Genomic DNA, 25,480 nt, shown 5'->3' on the forward strand with positions numbered 1-25,480 from the left:
TCAAGCGTCCGGCACGTCGACGGCGACGATCTCCGCGGTCGTCTCGCCGGAGTTGCGGCACCGATGCTCGAGCCACGAGGGGAAGTGCAGTGCCTCGCCCGCCGCGACGACGTAGCGGGCCTCGGCGACCTCCACGTCGAGGCGGCCCTCGAGGACCACGAGCAGGGTCTCGCCTGCCCGGCGCAGCCCGGGGCGCTCTTCGCCGGGTTCCAGGCGTGCGACGGTGCCGCTCGACCGGAAACGGTCGGGCGGGCCGGTGATGACGACGGGCCCCGTCCGGACGGCGTCGCCGAACCGGGTGTGCACGGCGGCGTGGGTCGGCTCGCTGTCCTCGACGAAGAACCGCACCGGCACCGCGAGGGCTCCGGCGATCTTGAGCAGCGTGGTGACGGTGGGCACCATGTCGCCACGTTCGACCTTGTGCACCGAGGCCGTGGACACGTCCGCCGCGTGCGCGAGCTGCTGGAGCGTCAGGCCGCGCTCCCGGCGCAGCGCGCGGACCTTCGGGCCGATGGAGCCCACCACGGCCTCCCACCCGGCTGACGCGTCCCGCGCGGTGTCGGGAGCGGCGAGCGGGTCGGTGGACATGGGTCCTCCAAGGTTTGACACGGCATTCCGTTTGAGTATCGTAGAATTCTGTTTCCCATAGTGCGTGCCGGTAGCGAAGCCTGTCCAGCAGGCGACCATGGTGAAAGGTTGCCACGTTGTCCCCAGCGCCGCGTAAGACGGTGATCATCGGTGGAGGAGCGGCCGGTCTCGGTGCTGCGGGTGGCGTGAAGGCCGCCGACCCGAGTGCCGACGTCGTGGTCTACACGGAGTACGAGGACGTCGCCTACAGCCCCTGCGGAATCCCCTACGTCCACGGCGGCGAGATTCCCGACTTCGAGAGGCTCTTCCTCGCGGGCAAGCAGGCCTACGTGGACGCCGGGATCGACGTGCACTACGAGACCGCGGTGACCGCCGTCGACACCGCCGCCCACACGGTCACGGTGGACGGGGAGGGCACGGTCCCCTACGACACCCTGATCATCGCCACGGGCTGGAACTACGCCGACCCGGGCGTGCCCGGTGGTGACCTCGAAGGCCTGTACTTCGTCAAGAACATCCGCAAGGCGATGGAGTGGGACAAGGTCATCTCCGAGACGAAGTCCGCCGTGGTCGTCGAGGCCGGGCCGCTCGGGCTGGAGATGGTGACGGCACTCGCGCACCGGGGAGTCGAGACCCACCTCATCGACCCGAACCCGTACGCGCTGGCGATGATGGCCGACCCGGACATCATGGCGCCGGTGGAGGAGTCCTGGCGGGAGCTGGGCGCGCATCTGCATTTCAACACCACGCTCGAGGCCTTCGTCGGGAACGGGTCGGGCAAGGTGCGGGCCGTCGCCACCTCGGGCGGGGAGATCCCGGCCGACCTGGTCGTCGTCGCGACCCACAAGGTGCCCAACAACGCCCTCGCCCAGGCCGCCGGGCTCAAGATCGGCTCGACCGGCGGGATCATCGTCGACGAGCGCATGAAGACCTCCGCGCCTGACGTGTGGGCCGCCGGTGACGCCGTCGAGATCCCGCACGGGCTCACCCGGACCCCGCTCCAGGGACTCACCGGATCGCACGCCTACGCGCAGGGAAAGACGGCGGGAACGAACGCCGGTGGTGGCGACCGTGCCTACCGGGCCGTGTACGTGCCGTGGGCGACCCCGGCCGGGAAGTGGGTGATCGGTGGGGCCTCGTTCGGGGAGACCACTGCGACAGCGCTCGGGATCCCCTACGTCCTCGCGGTCGCCGAGGGGATCTCGCGGGCCCGCTACTACCCGGGCGTGCAGAAGGTGAAGATCAAGCTACTGGCCGAGCCAGGCACGCTGCGCCTCATCGGCGCCCAGATGATCGGTGGCGGCGAGGGAATCAAGGAGCGGGCGGACTTCCTCGCCCAGGCCATCCGGTTCGGGATGACGCTGCACGACCTCGCCACGATGGAGAACGTCTACTCGCCCGCCATCGGTGCGCTGAACGAGCCCATCGTGCTCGCGGCCACCAACGGCCTCACGGCGGGGAAGTAGACCTCGATGGCGTCCTTCTTCGGCTGGCTGCGTGAGAACTCCGAGCACTACCTGCTCGTGGCCGCGCACCACAAGCTCGCCCGCACACAGGGCGCGCCGGCGCCGCGTCCCCCACGGGGGGCGAAGGAGTTCTTCTGGCTCCGGGTGTTCGCGCCGACGTACGCCGCCCTGCCCTGGCCGCTGCGCAACCGCATCATGCGCGCCATGCCGGGCAGCCACCGCCGGACGTGGGCGCCGCCGCCCCGTCCCCCAGGACCCGCGGTCTGACCGCGGAAGATCCACCGAGATTCAAAGGAGAACATCGTGGCCCAGATCGTCGGACAGCGTGCCCACCAGGGCGACGCGATCGTCGACTACGACGAAAAGCTCTTCGAGGACATCCAGGCCAACGAGGGCGAGAAGGCCTACGTCTTCATGCACACCGTTCCCTACGAGGGCTCGGTGGGCCTGGTCAACATGCTGACCACCACCCGCATCAACAGGAAGGGCTTCGACACCACGCTCGTGCTGTACGGGCCGGGCGTGCTGATGGCCTCGGCCACGCGCGGTTTCCCGACCGTCGGCGCGGAGGCCTTCCCTGGACACATGGCCTACAACAACCAGCTGCAGACCTTCCTGAAGGAGGGCGGCAAGGTTCTGGCCTGCCGGTTCGCGATGGCGGCTCTGTACGGCATGCGCGAGACCGACGTGATCGAGGGCGTCCAGCCGATTCACCCGCTCGACGTCCTGGACTGCCAGCTCACGGCTCGCCGGGAGGGCGCGCTGGTCCTCCAGACCTGGACGTTGTAGCCCGGTCCCGCGCGCTCCGCGTACGGGCCGCGGCTCCGCGGCAGCCAGTTCGGACCGGGACCCGCTGCAGCCTGTGGCTGGTCCCGGTCGGCGAGGCAGAGGAGCAGGAGATGAACCCGTTCACGGTGACGCCGCCGCCCGACGGGGAACAGCCGACCGTCGAAGTGGCGCGTCGCCGCGAACAGTGGCGCGCCGCCGGACAGTCGTTGTTCCCGACGCTCGTCGCCGACCCCGTCTCCTACGCGCGCGCCGTCGAGACGATCGGGGTGCTGGCCGCCGAGCTGGGACGCCGCCGCGCCGGGCTGGAGGATCTCGCTCAGGTGATGGCCGACCCCGAGGGCTTCGTCGCCCAGGCAGGCCAGGGGCCACCGGGCCCCGTACCGCTCTCGTTGCTCGTCGGGGTCGCGTGCGGGATGCGCGAGCGGGAGCTCATCGCGGAGCAGGTCCGCTGCGGCCACCGAGCCGCGATCGAGCGCGCCCGGGCGATCGGCAGCGAGTGGGCCGTGCTCAACGGGCCCGAGTGCATCGAGGATCTGACGGGTGGAACGACCGGCGTCGGCAGCTGTACGCATTTGCACATCCCGTCGGGCACCGAGCTGCGGGCGACTCTCGACGCGTGGTCGCCCGAGCCGTACCGGGTGGACGTCATCGGGCCGGCGGGCGTCTCGCCGGACGGCGGCTCGTTCACCCGCCGTGAGCCGTGGATCGAGACGTTCCGGCGCTACCGGGCCGAGATCGGTGGCGGGTCGTGACGGTCCGGGAGGACATTCGGCGGACCGGGCAGGTCCGCGACCGGGAGACCTGCCGCATCGCGGTCGAGCCGGCTGAGCTCACGGCTCACCACCTCGTCCGTGAGGCGGTGTTCGTGCACGAGCAGCGCCTCTTCCCCGGCTCGGACCGTGATGCCGTCGACGACGATCCCGCAACGGTGCACGTCCTCGGGTTCGTCGATGACCATCCGGTGGGCAGCGTGCGCCTCTACGAGCGCGGCCCGGGCGAATGGAAGGGTGACCGCCTCGCGGTGCTCCCCAGCCGCCGAGCCGGTCACCTCGGCGCGGCGCTCGTCCGGTTCGCGGTCGCGACGGCTCGTGAGCGCGGGGGCCACGTCATGATCGCCTACGTCCAGCAGCCCAACGAGTCCTTCTTCCGGCGCCTGGGGTGGACGCGGGTCGGCGAGCCGTTCGACTACGTCGGGCAGCCGCACGTCCGGATGGACATCGCCCTGCGCTGACGGACGAGCGGCGCGTTCGTTCCGGCTCGGGGTTGCTCCCCTGCCCGTTCACTCCGGACGAGCGGCCCGTTGGTGCGGGCCTATTGGACCGCCGGGTCAATCGTGCGGCTCCTGACTGCGGGGCGGGCCCCGCGGTGTGCCAGCCCGAGTGGACGAGCGGCGCGTTGGCATGGATCTATCGGATGGATGTGCCGCTCGTCCGGCTCGCAGTTGCGGGCGGGTTCTGCGGTGGGGCAACCCCGGGTGGACGAGCGGCACGATCGTGCAGATCTATCGGATCGGTGGGCCGTTCGTCCGGTGGGCAGGTGGCTCAGCTCTCGGCGAGTGCCTTGATGCCGGCGAGGGTGGCGGCGATGTTCGTCCGGATACAGCGGAGCCGCCCCGCATAGATCGACTCCATCTGATCGGGATTTTGCTGGGCGACGATCGACGTGCCGGAGTTCCCCGGCCCGACCAGCATCGAGTGAGTGAGTCGGGTGGTGCCGCCGAGCATCGGTTGCACGCGGAACGCCCAGCGGGCCGACGGGCTTTCGGGGTCGCCGACGCTGTAGCCGAACTCGTGCGGCGGGTCCCAGCGCTCGACCTGGCAGGACGTGGTCCAGGACAGCCTGCCGTCCATCAGCTGGTTGATCGCTGGGTGCCCGGCGTCGTCGCAGGCGTTCGAGCCGTGGAACCGCGCGCCCGGCCCGGGTTGCTGATCCTCGTCCCACGTGGCGCCCGCGGCCTCGGAGCTGAATCGTGACGGGAGCGTGATATCGCTGATCAGCGGCCACAATCGTTCGGCCGGAGCCTGCACGTCGACGTCGAGGCTCACCCCTCGTCCCTCGCCGGGATGGGCTCGCTGCTGCTCGGGCACTGTGCTCGTGGTGAATCCCCATTGGTCGAAGAATGTGATCTCGCCGGCCGGACGTCGGGGGGCGGGCCGGAAATCGCCGCCGGTCGTATAGGCCACCGGGAGCAACACGATCTGCGTGACACCGTCCGGAATGCCCAGCAGTTCGGCCACCTCCTGCGCGCGGTGCAGGTGCAGCGTCGTCCACGAGGTCCCGATTCCGCGAGCCCGGGCGGCGAGGCAGAAGCTCCACGCCGCCTGGATCACCGAATCGAAGAGACCGGGCTTACCGCTGCCGTCGTACGTGCCGTAGATCGTGGCGATGACCAGCGCAGGCACCCGCTCCAGGTTCTCGGCGAGGTGGATCGCCGAGCTGAACACCCGGCGGCTGTGTTCGTCCGCGTCGCCGGCCGCCGACCCGGTGAACAGGCCCGATCCGGCCTCTCGGTACAGCTGGGCGATGCGCTCCTTGGTGGCCGGGTCGCGCACGACGACCCACCGCCTGCTGGCCTGGTTGGAGCCGGACGGTGTCTGTTCGGCCAGGTCGATCAACCGCAGCAACACGTCGTCGGGCACCGGCCGGTCGACGTCGAGGCGTTTCCGCACCGCCCGCGTGGTGCTGAGGAGGTGGTCGATCTGATCGAGGTCGAAGGACGTCATCCGATGCCACTCCCGACGGGTGCTCAACTGGATGCCTGTGACTCTGGCACTCCTGATCCGCCCTCTCAACGTGATCCGACCGTCAGCTGTTTATTGACGACTGATCGCGCATTTGTCGCGTATAACGCGCGAAAAGGCGTTTTCTGATGCCGTGCGCTGCGCTCGTCAGCGCAGGGGACGGGGCGGTGTGAGGAGCCGGCCCGATGTGACGAACGAGTGCCGCAGCGCAGTCGGCAGTGACCCGGCGATCCGGTCCCTGGCACTGGCGCGGTCCTCGGGACTCCCGAGCTGTGCGATCAGCAGATCCGAACGGGTACCGGCCGCCAGCGCGGCGGCTTCGTCGGGTCTGTCCAGGTGGCTCAGGGCGAGCGCCTCGTATTTCGGTGAGGAGCTGCTGCGGGCCAGCACCAGCAACCGCTCCGCCTCCGTGCGGTCCCAGCGGGCCCGCATCTCCACCAGGCGCATGGCCGCCCTCGGCCGGAACGGCAGTGACCGCTCCAGCATCGGGGTGGCGGTCTCCACCGCTGCGGCGGCATCGTCGGGACGGCCGAGGAGGAGATCGCAGTCGGCCACCGCGAGGAGGGCGTGCAGTTCCTGCTCCAGCTCCAGTGCGCCCCCGCCCCGGTGGGCGAGCTCGACACCGAGTGTCGCGTGCTCGCGGGCCCGGTCGACCTCGCCGAGCTCCTGCCAGATCCACGACGAAGTCGTCTCGATCCCGGCCCGGTAGAAGCTGAGGTTCTCCGCGTCGATGAGCCGGCGGGCACTGTCGAGCGCGCGCAGTGCCCCGGCGAAATCACCGGAATCGCCGCGCGCCAAAGCGGTGAAGAACAACGTCTGCAGCAGCGGCCGGAACTCCCCACTGCGCCGGCAGAGGACGGCTGCCCTGGCCAGCACCTTCTTGGCCTCGTCGAACCGGTCCTGGTGCTGGAGCAGCGCACCCCGGTATGCGAGCGCGACCGCCGTGATGGCGTTCTCGGGAGAGGTGTCGAGGACGTCGTCGTACGCCGCGGCCGCCGCGGCATAGTCGCCGTCCCAGTGGCGGACCCGCCCGAGCAGCAAAGTGGCGCTCGGTGCAGCTCCCGGAGCGGCCGCAGCGGATTCGGCGAGATGGGTGGCCTGTTCGGCGAAGTCGACGGCGACGGGCGCGTCGCGCGCGTAGAACGCCGTCCAGCCCAGCTGTTCCAGTGCTCGTGCCTCGAGTTCGAGGTCACCGAGCTCGCGGGTCAGCTCGAGCGCCGTCTGGTGGTCGTCGTGGGCGTCGGCATGCCGACCGAGGTCGCGGCGCACTTGACCGCGCCGCAGGTGGGTGGTGATCTGCTGGGCGACGTCGCCGCCGCGCCGGGCAGCTTCGACGGCCCGGTCGAGCAGGCGTTCGGCGTCGATGTGGGCGAAGGACATGTGGGCGGCGTGGGCCGCCTCCAGCCAGGCGTCCGCTGCGCCGCGCGCGTCCCCTGCCGCCGCGAGCTGCTGGGCCGCGGCCTCGGGGCGGCCGGCGAGCAAGCGCGCCGCACGGCGGTGGCGGCTCACCCGGATCGGCTCGGGAACCGACTCGTAGGCGACGAGGCGCACGATGTCGTTGGCGAAGCGGAAGTTCTCGCCCTGCGTCGTGAGCAGCCCCGCCCGTATCGCCCGGGCGGCTCGGGTGGCGCACTCCTCCACGTCGAGCCCACCGAGGGCGGCCACGTCGTCGAGGGAGAAGCTGGTGCCGAGCAGCGCGCCGTGGGACAGCAGGTAGGCCACGGCGTCCCCGGCGTGGTCGATGCGGGCGGCGACGGCGTCCTGCAGCGTCGGCGGCACCGTGGGCGGGTCGCCGGGTGCCCGCGATCCCGCTGGTAGGCGCAGCACCTCCGTGAGGAACAGCGGCGAGCCCCCGGTCCACGACCAGATGACATCCGGGTCGTTGCCGGGCGCGGAGCGTTCCACCAGCTCCGCGACGTCCGAGCGGGACAACGGGCCGAGCCGGAGACACGTGGCGACGTCGCGCAGCTGCGCGGTGACAACGGGAGTCTCCGTGGTGCGTTCGGTGAGCACGACCATCGTCCGGCTGCCCTGCCAGTGTCCGGCCAGGACGTGCAACGCCTCCATGGTCGACTGCCCGGCGTGCTGCATGTCCTCGACGATCAGCAGCACGGGCCGACGCACTCCCAGGCGGGCGACGAACTCGGCGAAGGCGTCGAGGCTGCCGCGGTGCTCGACCTCCGGGCCCGCGCGCTCGTACGGGATCGGCGTGACGAGATCCGCCAGCTCCGGCACGAGCTCGGTGAGCGTCCCCAACCTGCTGCCGGCGAGCTCCCGGATCTCCGCGGGCGGGATCCGGTGGATCGCCGAGCGGACGAGGTCCACGAGCGGCTGCAGGTACAGCGACCGTTCCGCCTCGAAGCAGGCAGCATCGAGGACGAGGGCTCCGGTGCGTCTGATGTCCGCGACGAGCGCCGCAACCAGGGCGCTCTTGCCGATGCCCGCCTCGCCCGTCACCACGGCCAGCGCGGGGGTGCCCGCCGCGGCCGCGGACCAGAGCCTGCGCAGGTGGGCCAATTCCCCGGCCCGACCGGTGATCGTGGTGGCCGCGGCTTCCGCCTCCGCGGACGGCGTGAGCGGGCTGTCGTCGGCCCGCAGCACGGCGAGGTGCAGCGCCTGGGTGGCGGGGGAGGGGTCGATGCCCAGGTGCTCGGCGAGGGACTCGCGCAGGGATCGGTACGCCTGCAGTGCGCTGCCCGGTCGCCCGGCGCGCTGATGGGCGAGCATGACGGTGCGGCAGGCGTCCTCGTCGAACGGATCGACCTGTAGTGCCGCACCGGCGACCTGAACCGCGGTGTTGAACGTCTCCAGCTCCAGCGCAGCCGCACTCCACACCGTGCGCGCGCGGCGCAACAGTGTGCTGGCGGACATCCGCAGCTCCCGCACCCAGCGGTCCTCGCGTTCCCCGGCCATCGCCACGTCGGCGTCGAGGAGCTTGGCCGCCATCTCTGCGCTGGTGGAGCTCAGCGCGAAGCGGCCGTGGCCGAACTCGAACTCGGCCGTGGCGACGAGATCGGCGGCCTCGTGCAGGTCGACGGCCGCGGCGTCGGTGGGCATCCGGTAGCCGGCGGCCGAGCCCTCGATGAGCTCGCGTCCCAGCGCTGCACGGAGGCGGCTGATCAGCGCGGCGATGTTGCGCTCCGCTCGGGGCGGCGGATGGTCCTCCCAGAGGACGTCAATCAGCGCGTCGATGGTGACGAACTCGCCACGGCGCTGGGCGAGCACCGCCAGCACGCGCCGTGCCTTACCGGTGGGCGTGGTGGCGGCCACCTCTCCCACGACGGTGAAGGAGCCGAGCAGGCAGAGCCGCAGGGGCGGACTCACCTCTGTGATTCTACTCGCACCCTTCCCTCGGGCCAGGTGAACTACCAGGCATATCTATTATGAGAGAAATCCGTCTCCTATTATAGAGAGCGTCGTCAACTTCCGGGAGGCTTCGAGCACATGCGGAAGACCGTCGTCATCGCCCTCGGAGGCAACGCCATAACACGCAGCGGTGAGGCAGGAACCCATGCCGAGCAGGCCGCGAACGCCCGGCGCATGGCCGACTCGGTCTGCCGTGCGCGGGACGCGGGCTGGAGCGTCGTCATCGTCCACGGCAACGGACCGCAGATCGGCAACCTCTCCATCCAGCAGGACGCGGGTGCGAGCCAGGTTCCCGGGCTGCCGCTGTTCTGTCTCGGCGCGATGACCGAGGGACAGCTCGGCAGCCTGCTGAGCCTCGCCCTGCGCGAGGCAGGCGGAGGACGGCTCCCCGGGATCGTCTCGGTCGTCACCCACACCGTCGTCGACGCCGACGATCCGGCGTTCGCCCGGCCCACCAAGCCCATCGGCCCCTTCCTCGACGAGGAGACCGCGCGCCGTCAGGCACAGGAGATGGACTGGACCGTCGGCGAGGACGCGGGCCGCGGCTATCGGCGGTTGGTCGCGTCGCCCGAGCCCCGCCGGATCGTCGAACTCGACGACATCCGCTGCCTGGTCGACCACGGATCCGTCGTCGTCGCCGCCGGTGGCGGTGGGGTGCCGGTCGTCGAGGACAGGCACGTCCTGCGGGGGATCGACGCCGTGATCGACAAGGATCTCGCTGCCGAGCGGCTCGCCAGCGCGCTCAACGCGCATGCGTTGGTGCTGGTCACCGGCGTGCCCCGGGTGATTCTCGACTTCGGCACGCCGGACGCGCGTGACGTCGCGGAGATGACGGTCGACGAAGCCGATGCCCACGCGTCCGAAGGCCAGTTCCCGGAGGGGAGCATGGGCCCGAAGGTGCGGGCCGCCATCCGCTTCGTCACCAGCACGGGTGGCACCGCGATCATCACCGATCCCGAGCGGGTCTGCGCGTCGCTCGATCCCGGCGGCGGCCACGGAGCCACCGGCACCCGCATCGTCCCCAGCCTGTCTCGGCTCGGAGCCGCATCATGATCCACGCTCTGAAGCTCTACCCGGAGACCTACGTCGACTCGATCGTCCAGCTCTCGGGCACGCGCGCGCTGTTCGCGGTGGACGGTGTCGACTGGGCCAGTGCGGCGATGGCGACGCCCGCGAACGTCGAGACGCTGCGCGGCGAGGGCTTCGACGACCCTGCGCTCACCACCGGTGGTGCCAACGACCTCGTCATCGCGGTCCGGGCGGTCTCACACGAGGTGGCGGACGCCGCCAGGGAGGCCGGGGAGAAGGCGATCTTCGCCGCGCCCGCCTCGTCCGGCGCCGTCGCGCAGCAGCCGGCTCGGACGCTCGACGAGGCACTGCGGCGCCAGCCCGCCACCAGCGTGGCGATCGTGTCCGTCCCCGGTGACTACGCGGCTCTGGAGGCCCACAAGGCGCTGTCCGCCGGCCTGCACGTCCTCCTGTTCAGCGACAACGTCTCCGTCGAGGACGAGATCGCCCTCAAGGACCGCGCACGGGATCTGGGCCTGCTCGTGATGGGTCCCGGCGCCGGGACGGCGATGCTCGGGCAGACCTGCCTCGGCTTCGCCAATGTCGTTCACCCAGGACGCGTGGCCGTCGTCGCGGCCGCGGGCACCGGCGCCCAGGAGGCCGCCGCGTTGCTCGACCGCTGGGGCGTCGGGGTCGCCCATGTGATCGGTCTCGGCGGGCGTGATCTGAGCGCGCGGGTCGGCGGCCGCATGGCGATCGCAGCTGTACGCGCCCTCGTGGCCGACGAGGCCACCGACGCCATCCTGCTCGTGTCGAAGCCGCCGGATGCCGAGGTGGCTCGCGAGGTCGTGGCGGCAGCCACCGGAAAGCCGCTCGTCGCGGCACTGATCGGCGTCCAGGATGATGTGAAGGTGCCGCCGGACGTGACGATCACGCGGACGCTCGAGGCGGGCGCCGTGGCGGCGGTCCGTCTCATGGGCGGGCGGGAGCCCGACGTCTCGGACGGGCTGGCGGAGCAGGTGCGCGCGGCGGCGGCCGATCTGCCCGGCCGGAGAACCCTCGTCCGCGGGCTCTTCTCCGGGGGAACGCTCTGCTACGAGTCGCTCGTCGTGCTCGCCGACGTCCTCGGTGACGTGTACTCCAACACCCCGCTGCGTCCGGAGCTCGGCCTGCCTGCGCCCGCGCAGGCGCACACCTGCCTCGACCTCGGCGAGGAGGAGTACACGAAGGGGCGTCCGCACCCCATGATCGATCCGCAGGCACGGATCGAGATGCTCCGCGAGCAGGGCGCGGATCCCGCGGTGGCCGCGATCGTGCTCGACGTCGTGCTGGGGCACGGCGCCCATCCGGACCCGGCCGCCGAGCTGGCCCGGGTCTGCGCGGAGATCACCGCCGCCCGCGGCCCGTGCATCATGGTGTACGTGCTCGGTACCGACCAGGATCCGCAGGGACTCGACCGCCAACGGGACGCCTTCCGGCGGGCCGGATGTCTCGTGACCGAGACGGCCGCTCGTGCGTCGCTCGCGGCCGCCGCGATCGCCCGCCGTGAGCCTGCGCTCGCTGAGAAGGCCCTATGAGCGCGCGCGTAGCCCTGGTCACGCATTCGGTGAAGCCTCGCGGGGGGTTCATCCACACGGTCGGTCTCGCCGAGGCACTGCACCAGGACGGGGTCGAGGTCCATCTCGTGGCGCTGGGCGATCCGGCGGCGGGCCTGCCGCGCGACACTGCGGTGCCACACACGATTCTTCCGGGTCCGTCCCACACGGGCACATCGCTCGAGGACCGGGTGTTCGCCGCCATCGACACCCTGCAGAACGGGCTACAGGAACTGGCCGGCCGGTTCGACATCCTGCACACGCAGGACTGCATCGCCGCGCGTGCTGCCGCCCGGGTGCGGGACGCCGGGGCGCCGGTGACCGTGGTGCGCACGGTCCACCACGTCGACGACTTCACCACCCGGGCCCTCATCGACTGTCAGCGTGCCGCAATCGTGGAACCCGACCGGGTGCTCGTCGTGAGCGAGCAGTGGCGGCGGATCCTGCAGGACGACTACGGGCGCTCGGCCACCGTGGTGCCGAACGGCGTGGACCTCGGTCGGCTCTCTGCGCCGGCACCGCAGCGCCGGGCCGAGCTGCGCGGCCGGATCCCCGACGGTCGTTTCCTGTTCCTCGGCGTGGGCGGGATCGAGCCCCGCAAGGGCACCCGGTACGCGTTCGAGGCTCTGGCGGCGCTCAAGCGGCAGCGGGGTCCGGTCGCCTCGCTCGCCATCGTCGGCGGCCACTCGTTCCAGGACTACACGGCCTATCGGGACGCCGCGCTGGAGTCGCTGCCCTCACTGGGACTGACGCTCGGCGAGGACGTCATTCTGCTGGGCACGGTGTCCGACGCCGACCTCGCAGGCTGGTACCACACCGCCGACGCTCTCTGCTTCCCGTCGCTCAAGGAGGGCTGGGGCCTGGTGGTGCTGGAGGCCATGGCCGCCGGGATCCCCGTGATCGCCTCCGACCTGCCGGTTTTCCAGGAGTACCTGGCCGACGGGGTCAGCGCACTCCTGCCGAGGGCCGGTGACGCCGGCGCGATCGCGGGGGCGATGGAACGGCTGGTCGTCGACGATGTACTGCGCCGACGACTGGTCGACGGTGGCAGGGCGGTGCTACCGGGCTACACCTGGGCGGCCAGCGCGGCGCGCCACCGGTCCGTCTACGAGGAGCTGTGCTCTCCGGTCGCGGGCTGAGTCAGGGCACCGCCCCTCCGGCGAGACCTGGCCGCGGATGGTCGCCGGTGTTCGTCAGTGGCCGTGCCCGTGGCCGTGGCCGTGGCCCGCGGACGACGGCGCGTGGTCGTAGCCGGCGGGCCGCGCTCCGAGCTCCTCGGCTCGGGTGTCCACCTCTTCCGCGGTGACGGTGCCATCGGCGCCGAGGACGTCCTCCAGTGCCCCGAGCCAGTGCTCGTAGTAGCTCCACCCCACGCCGTCCGGATGCGCCGCTTCCCACGCGGCGATCCGCCGGATGAGCGCCGACTGGAACACCGGCCACTCGAAGGCGCCGGTGTCGTGCAGGGTGACCACCATGCCGAAGGCGCGGGACTCCCACGGCTGGGAGAAGACGAGCTCGCCATTGGACCGAGGCGGCGCGGCCGGGCCGTCGTAGGGCAGTGGTGCGGCGGTCACGGAGCCGCGACCTTTGCCACGCCGACCATGGCGTCGCGGGTGATGAGAGGCACCAACTCCTCCTCGGAGAGCTGTTCGGTGCCCGCCGGGCGCTCCGGCAGGACGAGCCAGCGCACCTCGGAACTCGAGTCGCGAACGGTGATCTCGACGTCGTCGGAGAGGTCGAGTCCCATCTCCGAGAGCACCACGCGTGGCTCACGCACCATCCGCGCCCGGTAGGCGGGGTCCTTGTACCAGGACGGTGGCAGTCCCAGCACCGGCCAGGGATAGCACGAGCAGAGCGTGCAGACCGTCACGTTGTGGCGGGTCGGCGTGTTCTCCACGACGACGATGTGTTCGCCCTGCGGCCCGCCGAATCCCAGTTCCTTGATCGCGGCGGTGCCCTCGGCGAGCAGGCGCTTCTTGTACTCCGGGTCGGTCCAGGCCCTCGCGACGACCTTGGCACCGTTGAGCGGGCCGACGTTCTTCTCGTAGTTGGCGATGAAGCCGTCCATCACGTCCGTGGTGACGAGACCTCGTTCGGTGAGCAGTTGCTCGAGGGCCTCGGTGCGAAGGGACGGGGGAAGGCGCTCGGCGGATGTGGTCATGAGGCGGGCTCCAGGTAGCTGTCGAAGAGCTCGATCGTGACGCCGAAGGGCTCGGCCTCCGCGCCCCACAGCTCGCGTGAATCGAAGCGGACGGTGAAGACGCGCTGAGGGTTCTCCCCCTGGAAGTGCGCGTTGGTGTCGGGCAGCACGTGGCCGGGCTGCACGGCCTCGACGGTGCCGACGTGCCCGCGCACGTACCCCGCCAGCCTCGTGTGGCCCGGAGGAGAGATGTTGCGGGCCCGCACCCGGTCTCCCGGGGCGAAGCGCGGTGGCTCGGGCACCTCGCGCAGCGAACCGGGGCCGGTGGGCGAGTAGTCGGGCTTCGCAGGCTCGGGCACCGCGGGTTCGTCGACCTGCTCCCCGCGAATCTCGCAGGCGCGTGCGTCGACCGCACCCGGGGCGAGGATCGCGCTGTCGACGAGCATGAGCTCGGCGGCGTTGAGCCAGCGCCCGTAGTAGCCGTCGTCCAGGTATGCGCGGCGGTCGAGGCGTTCCAGCGCGTGCCGGAAGGCGTCGATGTTCTGGCCCGAGACCCGGCCGATCGTGAGGAGCGTCAGCGCGAAGGCGCGTCCCTCCCACGGCTCGCCGAAGACCGGCTCGTCGCGCGCCGGCACCATGGCGGCTCCCCAGCCGTCGGTTCCACCCATGTCGGCGAGGCCGTCCATGAGGGCTCCTCTCGTCACGATGCAGGAAGAATTTTTACCATAGTGTATGGCGGCGCTCCTCAGACGGCGAGCCGCTCCGCAAGGTCGAACAGGGCGTCGGTGAAGCAGCTCAGAGGCGCGGTGGCGACGCCCGCTCCGACCTGACCGGTTCCCGCGCTCGCGTGCAGGATGCCGGTGGTGATCTTCGGGGTCACCCCGGTCTCCACGACGCGACGCACGTCGACCCCCAGTGGGGTGCCGGCGAACTCCATCGGGGGAAGGGTGAACCGGCTGCTCGTGCCCGCGCAGATCATCCGGAACCCCTCGGTCGCGGCGGCCGCGTCGGCCATGCTCCCGCCGAGGAACGCTGCTGCTGCAGCCGACCCGCCCGCCGCCGGTCCGCCCATTCCGGTCAGCTCCAGCACCGCGCTGTCGCCGATGTCGCGCGCACTCGTCCCGGGACCGAACCCGGAGTAATACAGCGCCTCACCTACCGGCGGTGCCTCGCAGATGTGCCACTGCGCCGACCCCGCGAGCTTGATCCCGAACGTCGTCCCGTTGCGCGACATCGTGGTGACGATGCTCGACCCCTGCACCTGCTCCGCGTGCAGCTGCAGCGACTTGGCCGCGGCCATCGCGAGGTTGAGGAAGAACAGGTGGTTCCTCGAGAGGAACCCGGCGAACGGCTCGCGCAGGCCGTCGGGGAGCGCGGCCATGTGCGGCAGCCAGGTGCGGGTCAGCAGGTTGGTGGCGGCCTGCGTGCGCATGTGGAGGTCGTCCCCCATCGTGATGCCCTGGCTCGCCACCGCGAGGACGTCCAGGGGACCTGCGGTCGACAGGATCGTGGCGAGGGCCGGCCCGGCGACGTCGGCGAGGAAGCGGAGCCGCGCGATCGCGACGTTCGTGTCGCGGCCGAACCAGGGGACCTCGCCCGGTCCCTGGTTGACGGGGGAGAAGGCCTGCGTGCCGCCTTCGGCGTTCGTCACGACGAACACGGGCTGGGACGGGCCGACCGCGCTCGCCATCGGGACGACGGTGTCGTGATGGTTGGCGGCGTCGAGGGCGATCTCCCCACGCTCGAGCAGGGCATGCGCCCCGGCGACGTCGGTGGCCCAGCCTTCCGCCACGGTGGCTGCGCGCATGGACCGCTGCAGCGGGTCGCAGGCCTGCCCGTAGGCGATCGGCGGTCCGCAGTGCAGCAGGGTGCGACCGGTGTAGCCCGGGACGTCTCCGATCGTTGCCATCCGGACCAGCTGGGGAGAGCCCTCGTCCAGCCGGCGGACGACCTCGCGGTTGGCGGCGTCGATCGCGTCGGCATGCGTGCCGCTCAGCAGCGTCAGGGCGCGGACCGCTGTGGGGTCACCACCGGCGGGGATCCGCCAGTCGACCTGCTGGACCGGCCGATCCTGGTCACGGATCGCATCGCCGAACATCGGCAGCCCGATGTTCACCACCGCGATCGTGTCGGGAAGGGTCAGCTCCGTCATCGCAGTGCCTCCCGGCGGTCCTCGGCGCGGCTCATCGACGGCGATCCTGCGCAGGCTCTCCCGTTGTCCACGGTGTGTGACCGGGCATGCCTTCTACTATAGTAGAAATATGGTCGAAGCTCCGAACGACGCGGCATCGGGCCGGACCGAGCCGACCGACATCGCGGGTGTGGCACAGCTGATCATGGATCTACAGGCGGTCGGCCTGCGGATCGACACGGAGCTCGAGACGACCCGCAGGGGCGGGGCGGGGCCCTCGGACTCCGGGATGCTGTGGATCGAGGGCGTACCCGTGACGGTGCCCCCGAGCTCGACCTCGCCCTACCGGCTCCGCGCCGACGACGACGGGCAGAGCATCTATCGCGACGGCGTCAAGCTCGCGTCCGTGTCCGGAACCAGCCGCCCACGGTTCTACGACCTGACCACCGCCGACGGGATCCCGTACCACCAGATCGCGCTCCTGCACCTGGACTCGCTGGCGTCCACCGTCGTGCAGGTCTGCAACTACTGGGGCACCAGCGACCAGTGCGGCTTCTGCGGCATCGAGCTCTCCCTCGACGCCGGCCGCACGATCGCGAAGAAGACGCCGGAGATGCTCGCCGAGGTCGCCGTCGCGGCGAAGGAGCTCGACGGCGCGGTCGACGCGACCCTCACCACCGGCTCGTCCGCAGCGCCCGACCGGGGTGCGCTCTATGTATCCCGGTGCGGGCAGGCGGTGAAGGAGGCGACCGGGCTGCCGGTCGAGGTGCAGTTCGAGCCGCCCCGCCGCCTGGAGATCCTGGATCAGGTCCACGACACCGGGGTCGACGCGGTGGGCATCCACGTCGAGACGTTCGACCCGGCGGTGCTGCAGCGCGTCGCCCCTGGCAAGTTCCGCACCGGCATCGAGACGTACTTCCGCACCTGGGAACGCGCCGTACAGCTCTTCGGCGAGGGACGGGTCTCCACCTACGTCATCCTCGGCATGGGAGAGGACCCGGAGCTCACCGTCGAGATGTGCAAGCGTGCGGTGGACATCGGGGTGTACCCCTTCGTGGTGCCGTTCCGGCCGGTTGCCGGCTCGCTCATGGCGGACCTGCCTGCGCCGTCGCGCGAGTACACGGAGCCGATCTACCGCAAGGTCGCCGCGTTCCTCAGCGAGCGGGGGCTCGGGGCGGACACCGCTGTGGCGGGTTGCGCCCGCTGTCAGGCATGTTCCGCGCTGAATCTCGTGCAGCAGGCCGGTGCGGCCTCGCCCTGCGGATCGGCAGGCCAGGTCGAGGCCACGCCACCGCTGCTACAGATCGGCCGCCGACCGGCCTAGCGGCGCGGCACCACGACCGGTGGTGCCGACGCTCTGTGCCCCCGGTGCGACTCGAACGCACACTGAACGGGACTTGAATCCGTCGCCTCTGCCAATTGGGCTACGGGGGCAGGTTCGTGAGGAGATCGTAGCCGGAGCCGTCGGACGCTCCCGGCCCGCCCCTGTCCCGTGTCCGTCGAGATCACAGCCCTGTCCCGTGGCCGGCCGGTACCCTGAAGGCTTCTGGTCAGACCCTCCGGCAAAGGAGACAAGCCTCGTGGCGCAGCAGGTTTCAGAGCAGGACACGTCCGCGGGCGAGGCCGCCCCGGGCGTCGGTCTGCGGGTGCTCGTGGTGGAGGACGAGGCGCTGATCCGCCTCGACCTCGCCGAGATGCTCACGGAGGAGGGCTACGTCATCGCGGGCGAGGCGGGCGACGGCGAGCAGGCTGTCACTCTGGCGCGCGAGCTGCACCCGGATCTCGTGATCATGGACGTGAAGATGCCGAAGGTCGACGGCATCACGGCCGCGGCATCCATCGTCGAGGAGCGGATCGCCCCTGTGGTCATGCTCACAGCGTTCAGCCAGCGCGACCTCATCGAGCAGGCGCGTGACGCCGGCGCCATGGCCTACCTCGTCAAGCCGTTCGCGCGGCACGAGCTCGTGCCCGCCATCGAGCTGGCCGTCTCCCGGTTCGCCGAGAAGCGTGCGCTGGAGGACGAGGTCGCCACGCTCACCGAGCGGCTCGAGACCCGCAAGGTCGTCGACCGGGCGAAGGGGCTGCTGATGACCCGTCAGGGCATGTCGGAGCCCGAAGCCTTCCGCTGGATCCAGCGCACCGCGATGGATCGCCGCACCACGATGAAGGCCGTTGCGGAGGCCGTCGTGGAAGGACTTGCTGCTCCGAAAGCCTGATACACCCTCCGCTGCACGATCGTCACGATCCGCGCTATCACATTGCGGTCCGGTAAAGGACATGGCGCGGATGGTGACGCCGTCTCGGGCTGTCCTTTACCGTCCGCGACGACTCCCGGCAACCGGGAGTCACGGGCGTGGGCTCGCCTGGGGCACATCGCGCAGTACGGAAGGACAAAAAGCATGACTCGGAGGCGGACAATCGTCACCGCCGCGATCCTCGCCGGGGCTCTCGGGCTCACGGCTTGTGGAACGAACCGCGAGGAAGCGACGGGTACCGGTGGCGGGGCGGCCTGCGACACGAGCAAGGGCACGCTGATCATCGGAATGATCGCGCCCCTCTCGGGTGGCTTGTCCGCTCTCGGTCTCGGTATGAAGAACTCGGCCGACCTCGCTGTGGATCAGGCCAACCAGAAGTGCACCGTGCCGGGCTACCAGCTGGCGTTCCAGCCGGAGGATGACCAGGCCACTCCCCAGATCGCGGGCCAGGCCGCCACGAAGCTGGCCTCGGACCCCAGCGTCGTCGGTGTGGTCGGCACGCTGAACTCGTCCACCGCGCAGGTGGTGCAGCCGATCCTCAGCGAGCGCGACATCCCGATGATCTCGCCTGCCAACACCGGGCCGGCGCTGACCATGGGTGAGAACGCCGCCACTGCGCCGAGTCGGCAGTTCGACAACTACTTCCGGGTCGCCACCACCGACCTCATCCAGGGCCCGTTCGCGGCGAACTACCTGGTGCAGACCGCGGGCAAGAAGAACATCGCCGTGATCGACGACGGCAAGACCTACGGCTCGGGGCTCGCGGAGCAGTTCTCGCAGCAGGCCACCAAGCTGGGGGCCAAGGTCGTCGCCCGCGAGAAGGTCGGTGAGCGCGACACCGACTTCTCCGGCGTGATCACCCGGATCCGCGCGCTCAACCCGGACGCCGTCTACTACGGCGGTGAGTACCCGGTGGCCGGACCGCTGTCGGCGCAGCTCGCGGCCGCCGGTCTGAACGTCCCGCTGATGGGCGGCGACGGCATCGTCGACGCTCAGTTCGTCGCGCTCGGTGGGCGTCCGGGTGACCTCGCCACCAACGTCGGCGCGCCGGCCGCCTCACTGCCCAGCGCGCAGCAGTTCATCAAGGACTACGCCGCCGCGAACTACCCGGAGGAGTTCAGCGCCTACGGCGCCTTCACGTACGACTCCACCAACGTGATCATCGCCGCGCTCGCCAAGGCGCTCGCCAATGGCGACTACAGCGAGGCCAAGCGGGCCGACATCGTGAAGGCCGTGCAGGACACCAAGATCGACGGTGCCGGCGGTCCGATCTCCTTCGACCAGTACGGCGACACCACCAACAAGGTGCTGACGGTCTACACGGTCGAGGGCGACAACTTCGCGCCGGTCGAGGGGTCCACCGGCAGCTTCACGGGCTGACCGACATTCATATCGGCACGACAAGCCGGGGGCGGGGCAACACTCCGCCCCCGGCTCACGTGGAGGGACCACCCGTTTGCTGTCCACGCTGTTGTCCCAGATCGTCAACGGCCTGGTGCTCGGCTCCCTGATCGGGCTGATCGCACTGGGTTACACGATGGTCTACGGGATCATTCAGTTGATCAATTTCGCGCACGGTGAGATCTTCATGGTCGGCGCCTATGGCGGCCTGGCCATGTTCACCTATCTGCTCCCCACGTTCGTCCAGCAGCAGTGGTATCTGGCGTTGCCGCTGTTGTTGATCGCCGGTGCCGCCGTCGCCGTGTGCGTGGCGGTTGCGATGGAACGGTTCGCCTACCGGCCACTGCGCAACGCGCCCCGCTTGGCCCCGCTGATCACCGCGCTCGGTGTCTCGGTGGCGTTGCAGGAGGCGGTGCGCGTCTTCTACCCGGGCGCCACGGCGGCGATCCCGTTCCCCAACATCTTCGTTCCGGGTACGTGGATGATCCCGATCGGTGACGGCGTCCCGATCAAGTACTCCGGAATCCTGCTGATCGTGGTGTCGCTGACACTGGCGATCGGGCTCCAGCTGTTCATCGACCGGTCGCGGATGGGGCGCGCGATGCGTGCCACCTCCCAGGACCGTGACATCGCCCGGCTGATGGGCATCGACCCCGACCGCGTCATCGTGCTGACGTTCGTCCTCGGCGCTGCGCTGGCCGGCATCGGCGGCGTGCTCTACGGCGGCTACCTCAACAACATCAACATCGACATGGGCTTCCAGAACGGCATCTTCGCGTTCACCGCGGCGGTGCTGGGCGGGATCGGCAGCGTCCGCGGCGCGGTCGTCGGCGGTCTGGCGATCGGGCTGATCAAGTCGCTCGGTGGTCAGTACCTGCCCGGCGGGTCGGCGTACGACTACGTGTGGATCTTCGTGGTGCTGATCGCGGTGTTGGTGTTCCGGCCGCAGGGCTTCTTCGGGGAGACGGAACGGGTGCGGGCATGACCACTCTCGAGAAGCCTCCGCCTGCCCCGGCCATGCCTCCACCTTCACCGAACTCCCGGCTCGCACCGCTCGCGCGCTACACCACCGTGCTGCGGATCGCCGGCGGGCTGCTCACGCTTATCGGCGCGCTGCTGCCGTGGGCCACGTTCGTGCTGAACGAGGGTCCGTATCCGGAGAAGTCGACCCTGGAGTTCTTCTCCGCCCCGTTCGCGGTCACCGGGTTCCGGCTGCACCTGGCCGTGTTCGGGATCGCCGCGATCGTGATCGCACTGGTCGCGGTGCCCGGGCGGGAGCGCATCCTGCGCGCCGTTGGTTGGGGTGTGATCGCGGTCGCCGTGGTCAACGGCCTCTACATCGCGGTGGAGGGCGGCGGCCTCGGCGCGATCACCGCCGCCGACGGGGTGGCGTTCGGCGCGGTCGTGGCGCTGATCGGCGGTGTGCTGCTCGTCCTCGGCGCCACTGCGGGCGGGCTGACGCCCGTACCGGTGTGGACATGGCGGTTCAACCGCTACCTCGAGTGGCTGATCCTTCTGGTCACCTACGCGCTTCTGCTCCTGCTCGTGTCGGCGGTGCTCACCAGCGGCGGCCAGGGCAGTGCCGCGAACGTCTACGCCGGGGCGGTGTTCCTGTCCTTCCTCGGCGCGGTGGGCGGGTTGCTGGGGGCACTGCACGCCTCCGGGCTGCTCACCTGGATCGGCGCGGTGTCCGAGCGCCACCGGCTGTTCAGCGTGATCGTGCTGCTCGTCGCCGCGCTGCTCCTGCCCCTGACCGGGGCGGGCAACGAGTACTGGATGACCGTCGCGGCCAACATCGGCGTCTACGCGGCCACCGCCATCGGACTCAACATCGTGGTCGGCCTGGCCGGCCTGCTGGACCTGGGGTACGTCGCGTTCCTCGGTATCGGCGCGTTCGTCGCGGCGAACTTCTCGGGTGCCGCAGCGTCCCGGATCGGGATCGAGCTGCCGTTTCCGCTGGTGATGGTGATCGCGGCTGTGGTCGCCGGCATCTTCGGCGCGATCGTCGGCTCGCCGACGCTGCGGGTGCGCGGGGACTACCTGGCGATCGTGACGCTGGCGTTCGGCGAGATCTTCGTACGCAGTGCGCAGAACAACATCGGTGGCTTGACCGGTGGGTCGAACGCGATCCCGGGGATCCCGCCGGTGTCGTTGTTCGGCAACGACTTCAACGACGCAGTGCAGATCGGCGGGTTGGAGCTGGCGCCCGGCGTCTTGTACTACGTGTTGATCGTGTTGATCGTGGCCGCGGTCATGCTGGTGTTCGCGAACCTGAAGAACTCGCGGCTGGGCCGGGCCTGGATCGCGATCCGCGAGGACGAGGACGCCGCTCGGGCGATGGGCATCCGCACCGGGCCGATCAAGATCCTCGCGTTCCTCATCGGAGCGACGCTCGCCGGCTTCGCGGGTGCGTTCTTCGCGCACAAGACTGCCACCGTCTCCTACGAGAGCTTCCGGTTCCTGGAGTCGGTCACGCTGCTGGCCGCGGTCATCCTCGGAGGCATGGGTACGATCCCCGGCGCGGTGCTCGGGGCGTCGATCCTGTTCGTCCTGCCGGAGAAGCTGCGCGAGTTCTCCGACTACCGGCTGCTGTTGTTCGGCATCGCCCTGATCCTGATCATGCGGTTCCGGCCGCAGGGGCTGGTGCCCGACCGGCACCGCCGGGCCGAGTTGGCACCGGAGAGTGAACCGGTGACGGGGCCGATTCCCACCGCGGGCAGCGGGAACACGAAGGCGGGTTCGTCATGACCGAGTCGATGACGAGGTCCACACCGCGGCATGCCAAGTCCGAGCCGGTCATCTTGCAGGCCGACGGAGTGACGATGCAGTTCGGCGGCCTCCGGGCGCTGAACGACGTGTCGTTCGGTCTCGCCGAGGGCGAGATCATCGGGCTGATCGGGCCGAACGGGGCCGGCAAGACCACCCTGTTCAACTGCCTCACCGGTCTCTACGCGCCCACGTCGGGCTCGGTGTCGATGCGGGGCAAGACGCTGCCGCAAGACCCGGCCAAGGTCACCGAGCAGGGCGTCGCCCGCACGTTCCAGAACATCCGGCTGTTCCCGAGCATGACCGCGCAGGAGAACGTGCTGGTCGGGCGGCATGTGCGGATGCGGCAGAACCCGTTGTCGTCGCTGCTGCACGGTCCGGGGTTCCGCCGCAGCGAGGCCGAGGCGGCGGAGCGCACGGAGAAGCTGCTGGAGTTCGTCGGGCTCACGCGGTTCTCCGACGAGCTGGCCCGCAACCTTCCCTACGGCGACCAGCGCCGCCTGGAGATCGCCAGGGCGCTGGCCACGGATCCGTCGGTGCTGCTGCTCGACGAGCCGACCGCCGGAATGAACGCGCAGGAGACCGAGGCCACCCGGCAGTTGATCTTCTCGATCCGGGACCTGGGTGTATCAGTGGTGGTGATCGAGCACGACACCAAGTTCATCTTCACCCTGTGCGACAGGGTGCTGGTGCTGGTGCAGGGCGAGTTGCTGGTCGAGGGCTCTCCCGACGAGGTCCGTGGCGACCCGCGGGTGGTGGAGGCGTACCTAGGGGCGCCACCGGAAGAGGTCGAGGCCCAACTCCACCGTGGGGAGCAGTAGCAGTGAGCTTTCTCGAGGTTCGTGATCTCACCGTGGCTTACGGGGCGATCCAGGCGGTGCGAGGGGTGTCGTTCTCCCTGGAGCGCGGCCAGATCGTGTCGCTGATCGGCAGCAACGGGGCGGGCAAGACCACCACCCTGCGGACGATCTCCGGATTGTTGCGCCCGGAGTCGGGGGAGATCCTGCTCGACGGGGAGCCGATCCATCGGCTGCCGGCACACGAGATCCTGGCCCGCGGTGTGGCGCACAGCCCGGAGGGGCGGCGGTTGTTCGCGCGGATGACGGTGGAGGAGAACCTGCTCCTCGGGGCGTACACCCGCCGCGACGAGGCGGGCATCGCGGAGGACCTGGACCGCATCTACACGCTGTTCCCGGTGTTGGGAGAGCGTCGGGCGAACAAAGCAGGGCTGTTCTCCGGTGGAGAGCAGCAGATGCTGGCGATCGGGCGAGCGTTGATGTCGCGCCCGAAGCTGTTGATGTTGGACGAGCCCTCGATGGGGCTTTCGCCGATCATGACGCAGAAGATCTTCGCGACGGTGCGGGAGTTGCAGACCGAGGGCACCACGGTGTTGCTGGTCGAGCAGAACGCCCTGGCCGCGCTGGCGTTGTCCGACCAGGCTTACGTGATCGACCTGGGCCGCACCACCCTGTCGGGCACCGGCGCCGAACTCCTCGCCGACCCCCGGGTGCAGGAGGCCTACCTCGGCGAAGGCGTCGCCAGCTGACCCATCGCGACAGCAGGCTCTCGCTCAGGGCCTGCTGTCGCGATGCAGGCAGGTGAGCTTCGCTGTGCAGATGCGCCTGCCGCTCTCGTCCGTGATGACGATCTCGCTGGTCGACGTACTGCGGCCGACGTGAATCGGGCGTGCGACACCCGTGACGATGCCGTCCTTGGCTGCGGCGTGATGGGTGCAGGCCAACTCGAGCCCGACGGGAAACCGATCTGGCAGCACGTGCAGCGCCGAGAGCGTGGAGCCGAGCGACTCCGCGAGCACCGCGCTCGCACCACCGTGCAACAGGCCGAACGGCTGGCGGTTGCCGGCGACCGGAAGGGTGCCGACGACCTCGTCGAGGCCCACCTTCACCAGCTCGATCCCCATGCGCTCGGCGAGCTGCTCGAAGGTGGAGAGCGGCGGGAGTTCCTCGGGAGCTATCGGCACGATCGGCACTTTAAGGCAGGTCGCCGGGAAGCCCGGCGCACGCCCGGTTGACCCCGGCTCGACCGCACGACCTGCCGCCACGCGACCGTGGTGCATGCGGGGTCGGCCCGGTCGAGCGGCACTTCGATCCACTAGGTCCGGCTGAACGGTCCTCTCGTGCGGTCGCGCGGGCAGGCCAGGGCGCCGGGGTGGGGCCGGATCGCGGACGAGCGGCACGTTGGTCCGATAGGTCCGGCTGGGCGGCCCTTTCGCGCGGTGGGGCGTGGAGGCTGGGTCGCGCAGCTGAGCTTCCCGGTGTGGACGAGTGGCGCGTTGGTCCGATAGGTCCGTCTGAGCGGCACTCTCGTGCGGTGGGCGGGTCAGCGAGGAGGGGCTGGCGGGGGCCCGCGTGCGCTCGAGGGGCACTCCGGCCCGGCAGGTCCAGCTGAACGGCAGCCTCATGCGGTGAGAACGGAGACCTGAGTTCCTTGCCGGGCTGGCATTGCCCGAGTGGCACTTTGGTCCGTTCAGTTGGGCTGAGCGGCACTTTCGTACGGTCGGGCCGTGGAGGCTGGGCGCGCAGGTGAGCTTCCCGGTGTGAACGAGCGGCACGTCGGTCCAATAGGTTCGGCTGAACGGCACTCTCGTGCGCGAGACAAGTTGGCTGGACGGACAGGCGGGACAGGTTCGGTCGAGCGGCACTTCGGCTCACCAGGTCGGGCTGAGCGGCACTCTCGTGCGGTGGGGGAGCCGGGCGGCGGGGCCTTGCGGGGCTCGTGTGGCCCGAACGGCACGTCGGTCCAATAAGTCGTAGAAGGGCGCGTAGGCGGGCGCCGGGTGGAGCGGCTTGTTAGCAGTCGGTTCGGGCCTGAGCGGCGCGCTATTGCAGTCGGGGTCCTGCGCGGCTCGGATCGTGCAAGCGGCACCTCGGTCCGATCAGTTCGGCCGAGCGGCACGTTCGTGCCGCGGGGTGTGGAAGCTGGGCCGCGCGGGTGAGCTCTGGGTGTGGACGAGCGGGACTTCGGTCCGATAGGTCCGGCGGAACGGCACTCTCGTGCGGTGGGAGCGGGAGGCGGGCCCTGGCGCGGCTCGTCCGGCCCGAGCGGCACTTTCGTCCGGTAGGTGGGGCCGGGCGGCGCTCTCGTGCGGTGGGGTGTGGAAGCTGGGCCGCGCAGGTGGGCTCCCGGTGTGGACGAGCGGCGCTTCCGTCCATTAGACGGTATGGAGGTCGGGCTGGGGCCTCGCCACATGTGAACGTGGGTTGCCGGGCAGGA

General features: G+C 70.3%; 23 protein-coding genes and 1 tRNA gene. 15 read left to right on the forward strand and 9 right to left on the reverse strand.

All coding sequences use genetic code 11. The annotated features are described in order from the left end of the window. The gene (locus tag ABD743_RS36175; protein ID WP_344727870.1) at positions 1-588 is read right to left on the reverse strand and encodes a helix-turn-helix domain-containing protein; all 588 of its coding nucleotides are present in this window, start codon (positions 586-588) and stop codon (positions 1-3) included. Positions 589-704: 116 nt separating this feature from the next. Here ABD743_RS36175 and ABD743_RS36180 point away from each other — a divergent pair, with 116 nt between their 5' ends. The 5 genes from ABD743_RS36180 to ABD743_RS36200 all read left to right on the forward strand — a co-directional run bounded on the left by ABD743_RS36180 (position 705) and on the right by ABD743_RS36200 (position 4,074). Continuing rightward, the gene (locus ABD743_RS36180) at positions 705-2,054 is read left to right on the forward strand and encodes an FAD-dependent oxidoreductase (protein WP_344727872.1); all 1,350 of its coding nucleotides are present in this window, start codon (positions 705-707) and stop codon (positions 2,052-2,054) included. Positions 2,055-2,060: 6 nt separating this feature from the next. Beyond that, entirely contained in the window at positions 2,061-2,321 is a 261-nt protein-coding gene (locus ABD743_RS36185; RefSeq protein WP_344727874.1) for a hypothetical protein, read from the forward strand. A 36-nt stretch (positions 2,322-2,357) separates the two neighbouring features. Next, the gene (locus ABD743_RS36190; RefSeq protein WP_241041215.1) at positions 2,358-2,843 is read left to right on the forward strand and encodes an MSMEG_0572/Sll0783 family nitrogen starvation response protein; all 486 of its coding nucleotides are present in this window, start codon (positions 2,358-2,360) and stop codon (positions 2,841-2,843) included. Positions 2,844-2,953: 110 nt separating this feature from the next. Then, the gene (locus ABD743_RS36195) at positions 2,954-3,595 is read left to right on the forward strand and encodes a hypothetical protein (protein WP_344727876.1); all 642 of its coding nucleotides are present in this window, start codon (positions 2,954-2,956) and stop codon (positions 3,593-3,595) included. Then, positions 3,592-4,074, forward strand: coding sequence for an MSMEG_0567/Sll0786 family nitrogen starvation N-acetyltransferase (locus tag ABD743_RS36200; protein WP_344727878.1), 483 nt, complete (start codon positions 3,592-3,594; stop codon positions 4,072-4,074). Before ABD743_RS36195 ends, ABD743_RS36200 begins: the two co-directional genes overlap by 4 nt. Positions 4,075-4,384: 310 nt before the next feature. Here the strand turns inward: ABD743_RS36200 and ABD743_RS36205 are convergent, their stop codons facing one another. After that, positions 4,385-5,566 (reverse strand): nitroreductase family protein, encoded by a 1,182-nt coding sequence (locus tag ABD743_RS36205; RefSeq protein ID WP_344727880.1) that lies wholly within the window; start codon positions 5,564-5,566, stop codon positions 4,385-4,387. A gap of 165 nt (positions 5,567-5,731) precedes the next feature. Beyond that, a complete protein-coding gene (locus ABD743_RS36210) occupies positions 5,732-8,908 on the reverse strand; it encodes an ATP-binding protein (RefSeq protein ID WP_344727882.1) in 3,177 nt (1,058 codons plus the stop codon). 120 nt (positions 8,909-9,028) lie between these two features. Here ABD743_RS36210 and ABD743_RS36215 point away from each other — a divergent pair, with 120 nt between their 5' ends. From ABD743_RS36215 to ABD743_RS36225, 3 genes are read left to right on the forward strand one after another with little or no spacing between them, the layout of a single operon-like run. Further along, entirely contained in the window at positions 9,029-10,003 is a 975-nt protein-coding gene (locus tag ABD743_RS36215; protein ID WP_344727883.1) for a carbamate kinase, read from the forward strand. Further along, complete coding sequence (locus ABD743_RS36220; RefSeq protein WP_344727884.1) at positions 10,000-11,535, forward strand: AllF/FdrA family protein; 1,536 nt, start codon at positions 10,000-10,002, stop codon at positions 11,533-11,535. The genes ABD743_RS36215 and ABD743_RS36220 overlap by 4 nt, the downstream gene beginning before the upstream one ends. Beyond that, positions 11,532-12,692: an MSMEG_0565 family glycosyltransferase gene (locus ABD743_RS36225; RefSeq protein WP_344727886.1), complete on the forward strand. Its 1,161-nt coding sequence runs from the start codon at positions 11,532-11,534 to the stop codon at positions 12,690-12,692. The genes ABD743_RS36220 and ABD743_RS36225 overlap by 4 nt, the downstream gene beginning before the upstream one ends. A gap of 54 nt (positions 12,693-12,746) precedes the next feature. Here ABD743_RS36225 and ABD743_RS36230 read toward each other — a convergent pair whose 3' ends face one another. The 4 genes from ABD743_RS36230 to ABD743_RS36245 are packed head-to-tail and all read right to left on the reverse strand — an operon-like array spanning position 12,747 to position 15,845. After that, positions 12,747-13,127: a nitrile hydratase accessory protein gene (locus tag ABD743_RS36230; RefSeq protein WP_344727888.1), complete on the reverse strand. Its 381-nt coding sequence runs from the start codon at positions 13,125-13,127 to the stop codon at positions 12,747-12,749. Further along, entirely contained in the window at positions 13,124-13,714 is a 591-nt protein-coding gene (gene nthA, locus ABD743_RS36235; RefSeq protein WP_344727889.1) for a nitrile hydratase subunit alpha, read from the reverse strand. Before nthA ends, ABD743_RS36230 begins: the two co-directional genes overlap by 4 nt. Then, positions 13,711-14,379, reverse strand: a complete 669-nt coding sequence (gene nthB / locus ABD743_RS36240; protein WP_344727890.1) for a nitrile hydratase subunit beta — start codon at positions 14,377-14,379, stop codon at positions 13,711-13,713. Before nthB ends, nthA begins: the two co-directional genes overlap by 4 nt. Before the next feature lie 59 nt (positions 14,380-14,438). Then, on the reverse strand, positions 14,439-15,845 hold the full coding sequence (locus ABD743_RS36245; protein WP_344727891.1) for a YlbE family protein: 1,407 nt from the start codon (positions 15,843-15,845) through the stop codon (positions 14,439-14,441). A gap of 109 nt (positions 15,846-15,954) precedes the next feature. Between ABD743_RS36245 and ABD743_RS36250 the strand changes: the two genes are divergently transcribed. Then, complete coding sequence (locus ABD743_RS36250) at positions 15,955-17,148, forward strand: MSMEG_0568 family radical SAM protein (RefSeq protein WP_344727893.1); 1,194 nt, start codon at positions 15,955-15,957, stop codon at positions 17,146-17,148. 36 nt (positions 17,149-17,184) lie between these two features. Here ABD743_RS36250 and ABD743_RS36255 read toward each other — a convergent pair. Continuing rightward, a tRNA-Leu gene (locus ABD743_RS36255) sits at positions 17,185-17,258 on the reverse strand. Between the two features lie 146 nt (positions 17,259-17,404). On the opposite strand from ABD743_RS36255, the gene ABD743_RS36260 reads away from it, so the two are divergent. From ABD743_RS36260 to ABD743_RS36285, 6 genes are all read left to right on the forward strand, one after another. Next, entirely contained in the window at positions 17,405-18,040 is a 636-nt protein-coding gene (locus ABD743_RS36260) for an ANTAR domain-containing response regulator (protein ID WP_379659487.1), read from the forward strand. 183 nt (positions 18,041-18,223) lie between these two features. Continuing rightward, a complete protein-coding gene (locus tag ABD743_RS36265; RefSeq protein WP_344727894.1) occupies positions 18,224-19,459 on the forward strand; it encodes a branched-chain amino acid ABC transporter substrate-binding protein in 1,236 nt (411 codons plus the stop codon). A 76-nt stretch (positions 19,460-19,535) separates the two neighbouring features. Then, entirely contained in the window at positions 19,536-20,465 is a 930-nt protein-coding gene (locus ABD743_RS36270) for a branched-chain amino acid ABC transporter permease (RefSeq protein ID WP_344727895.1), read from the forward strand. Next, positions 20,462-22,228: a branched-chain amino acid ABC transporter permease gene (locus ABD743_RS36275; protein ID WP_344727897.1), complete on the forward strand. Its 1,767-nt coding sequence runs from the start codon at positions 20,462-20,464 to the stop codon at positions 22,226-22,228. The genes ABD743_RS36270 and ABD743_RS36275 overlap by 4 nt, the downstream gene beginning before the upstream one ends. Beyond that, positions 22,225-23,067 carry an ABC transporter ATP-binding protein gene (locus tag ABD743_RS36280; RefSeq protein WP_344727899.1) on the forward strand — a complete coding sequence of 281 codons (843 nt, stop codon included), beginning with the start codon at positions 22,225-22,227 and terminating at the stop codon, positions 23,065-23,067. Before ABD743_RS36275 ends, ABD743_RS36280 begins: the two co-directional genes overlap by 4 nt. A 2-nt stretch (positions 23,068-23,069) precedes the next feature. Continuing rightward, positions 23,070-23,792: an ABC transporter ATP-binding protein gene (locus tag ABD743_RS36285; RefSeq protein WP_344727900.1), complete on the forward strand. Its 723-nt coding sequence runs from the start codon at positions 23,070-23,072 to the stop codon at positions 23,790-23,792. 24 nt (positions 23,793-23,816) lie between these two features. Here ABD743_RS36285 and ABD743_RS36290 read toward each other — a convergent pair whose 3' ends face one another. Beyond that, positions 23,817-24,167: a hotdog fold thioesterase gene (locus ABD743_RS36290; RefSeq protein WP_344727904.1), complete on the reverse strand. Its 351-nt coding sequence runs from the start codon at positions 24,165-24,167 to the stop codon at positions 23,817-23,819. Positions 24,168-25,480 lie beyond the last annotated feature (1,313 nt).

The sequence above is a fragment of the Pseudonocardia yunnanensis genome (genome assembly GCF_039534065.1).
Lineage (GTDB): Bacteria > Actinomycetota > Actinomycetes > Mycobacteriales > Pseudonocardiaceae > Pseudonocardia > Pseudonocardia yunnanensis.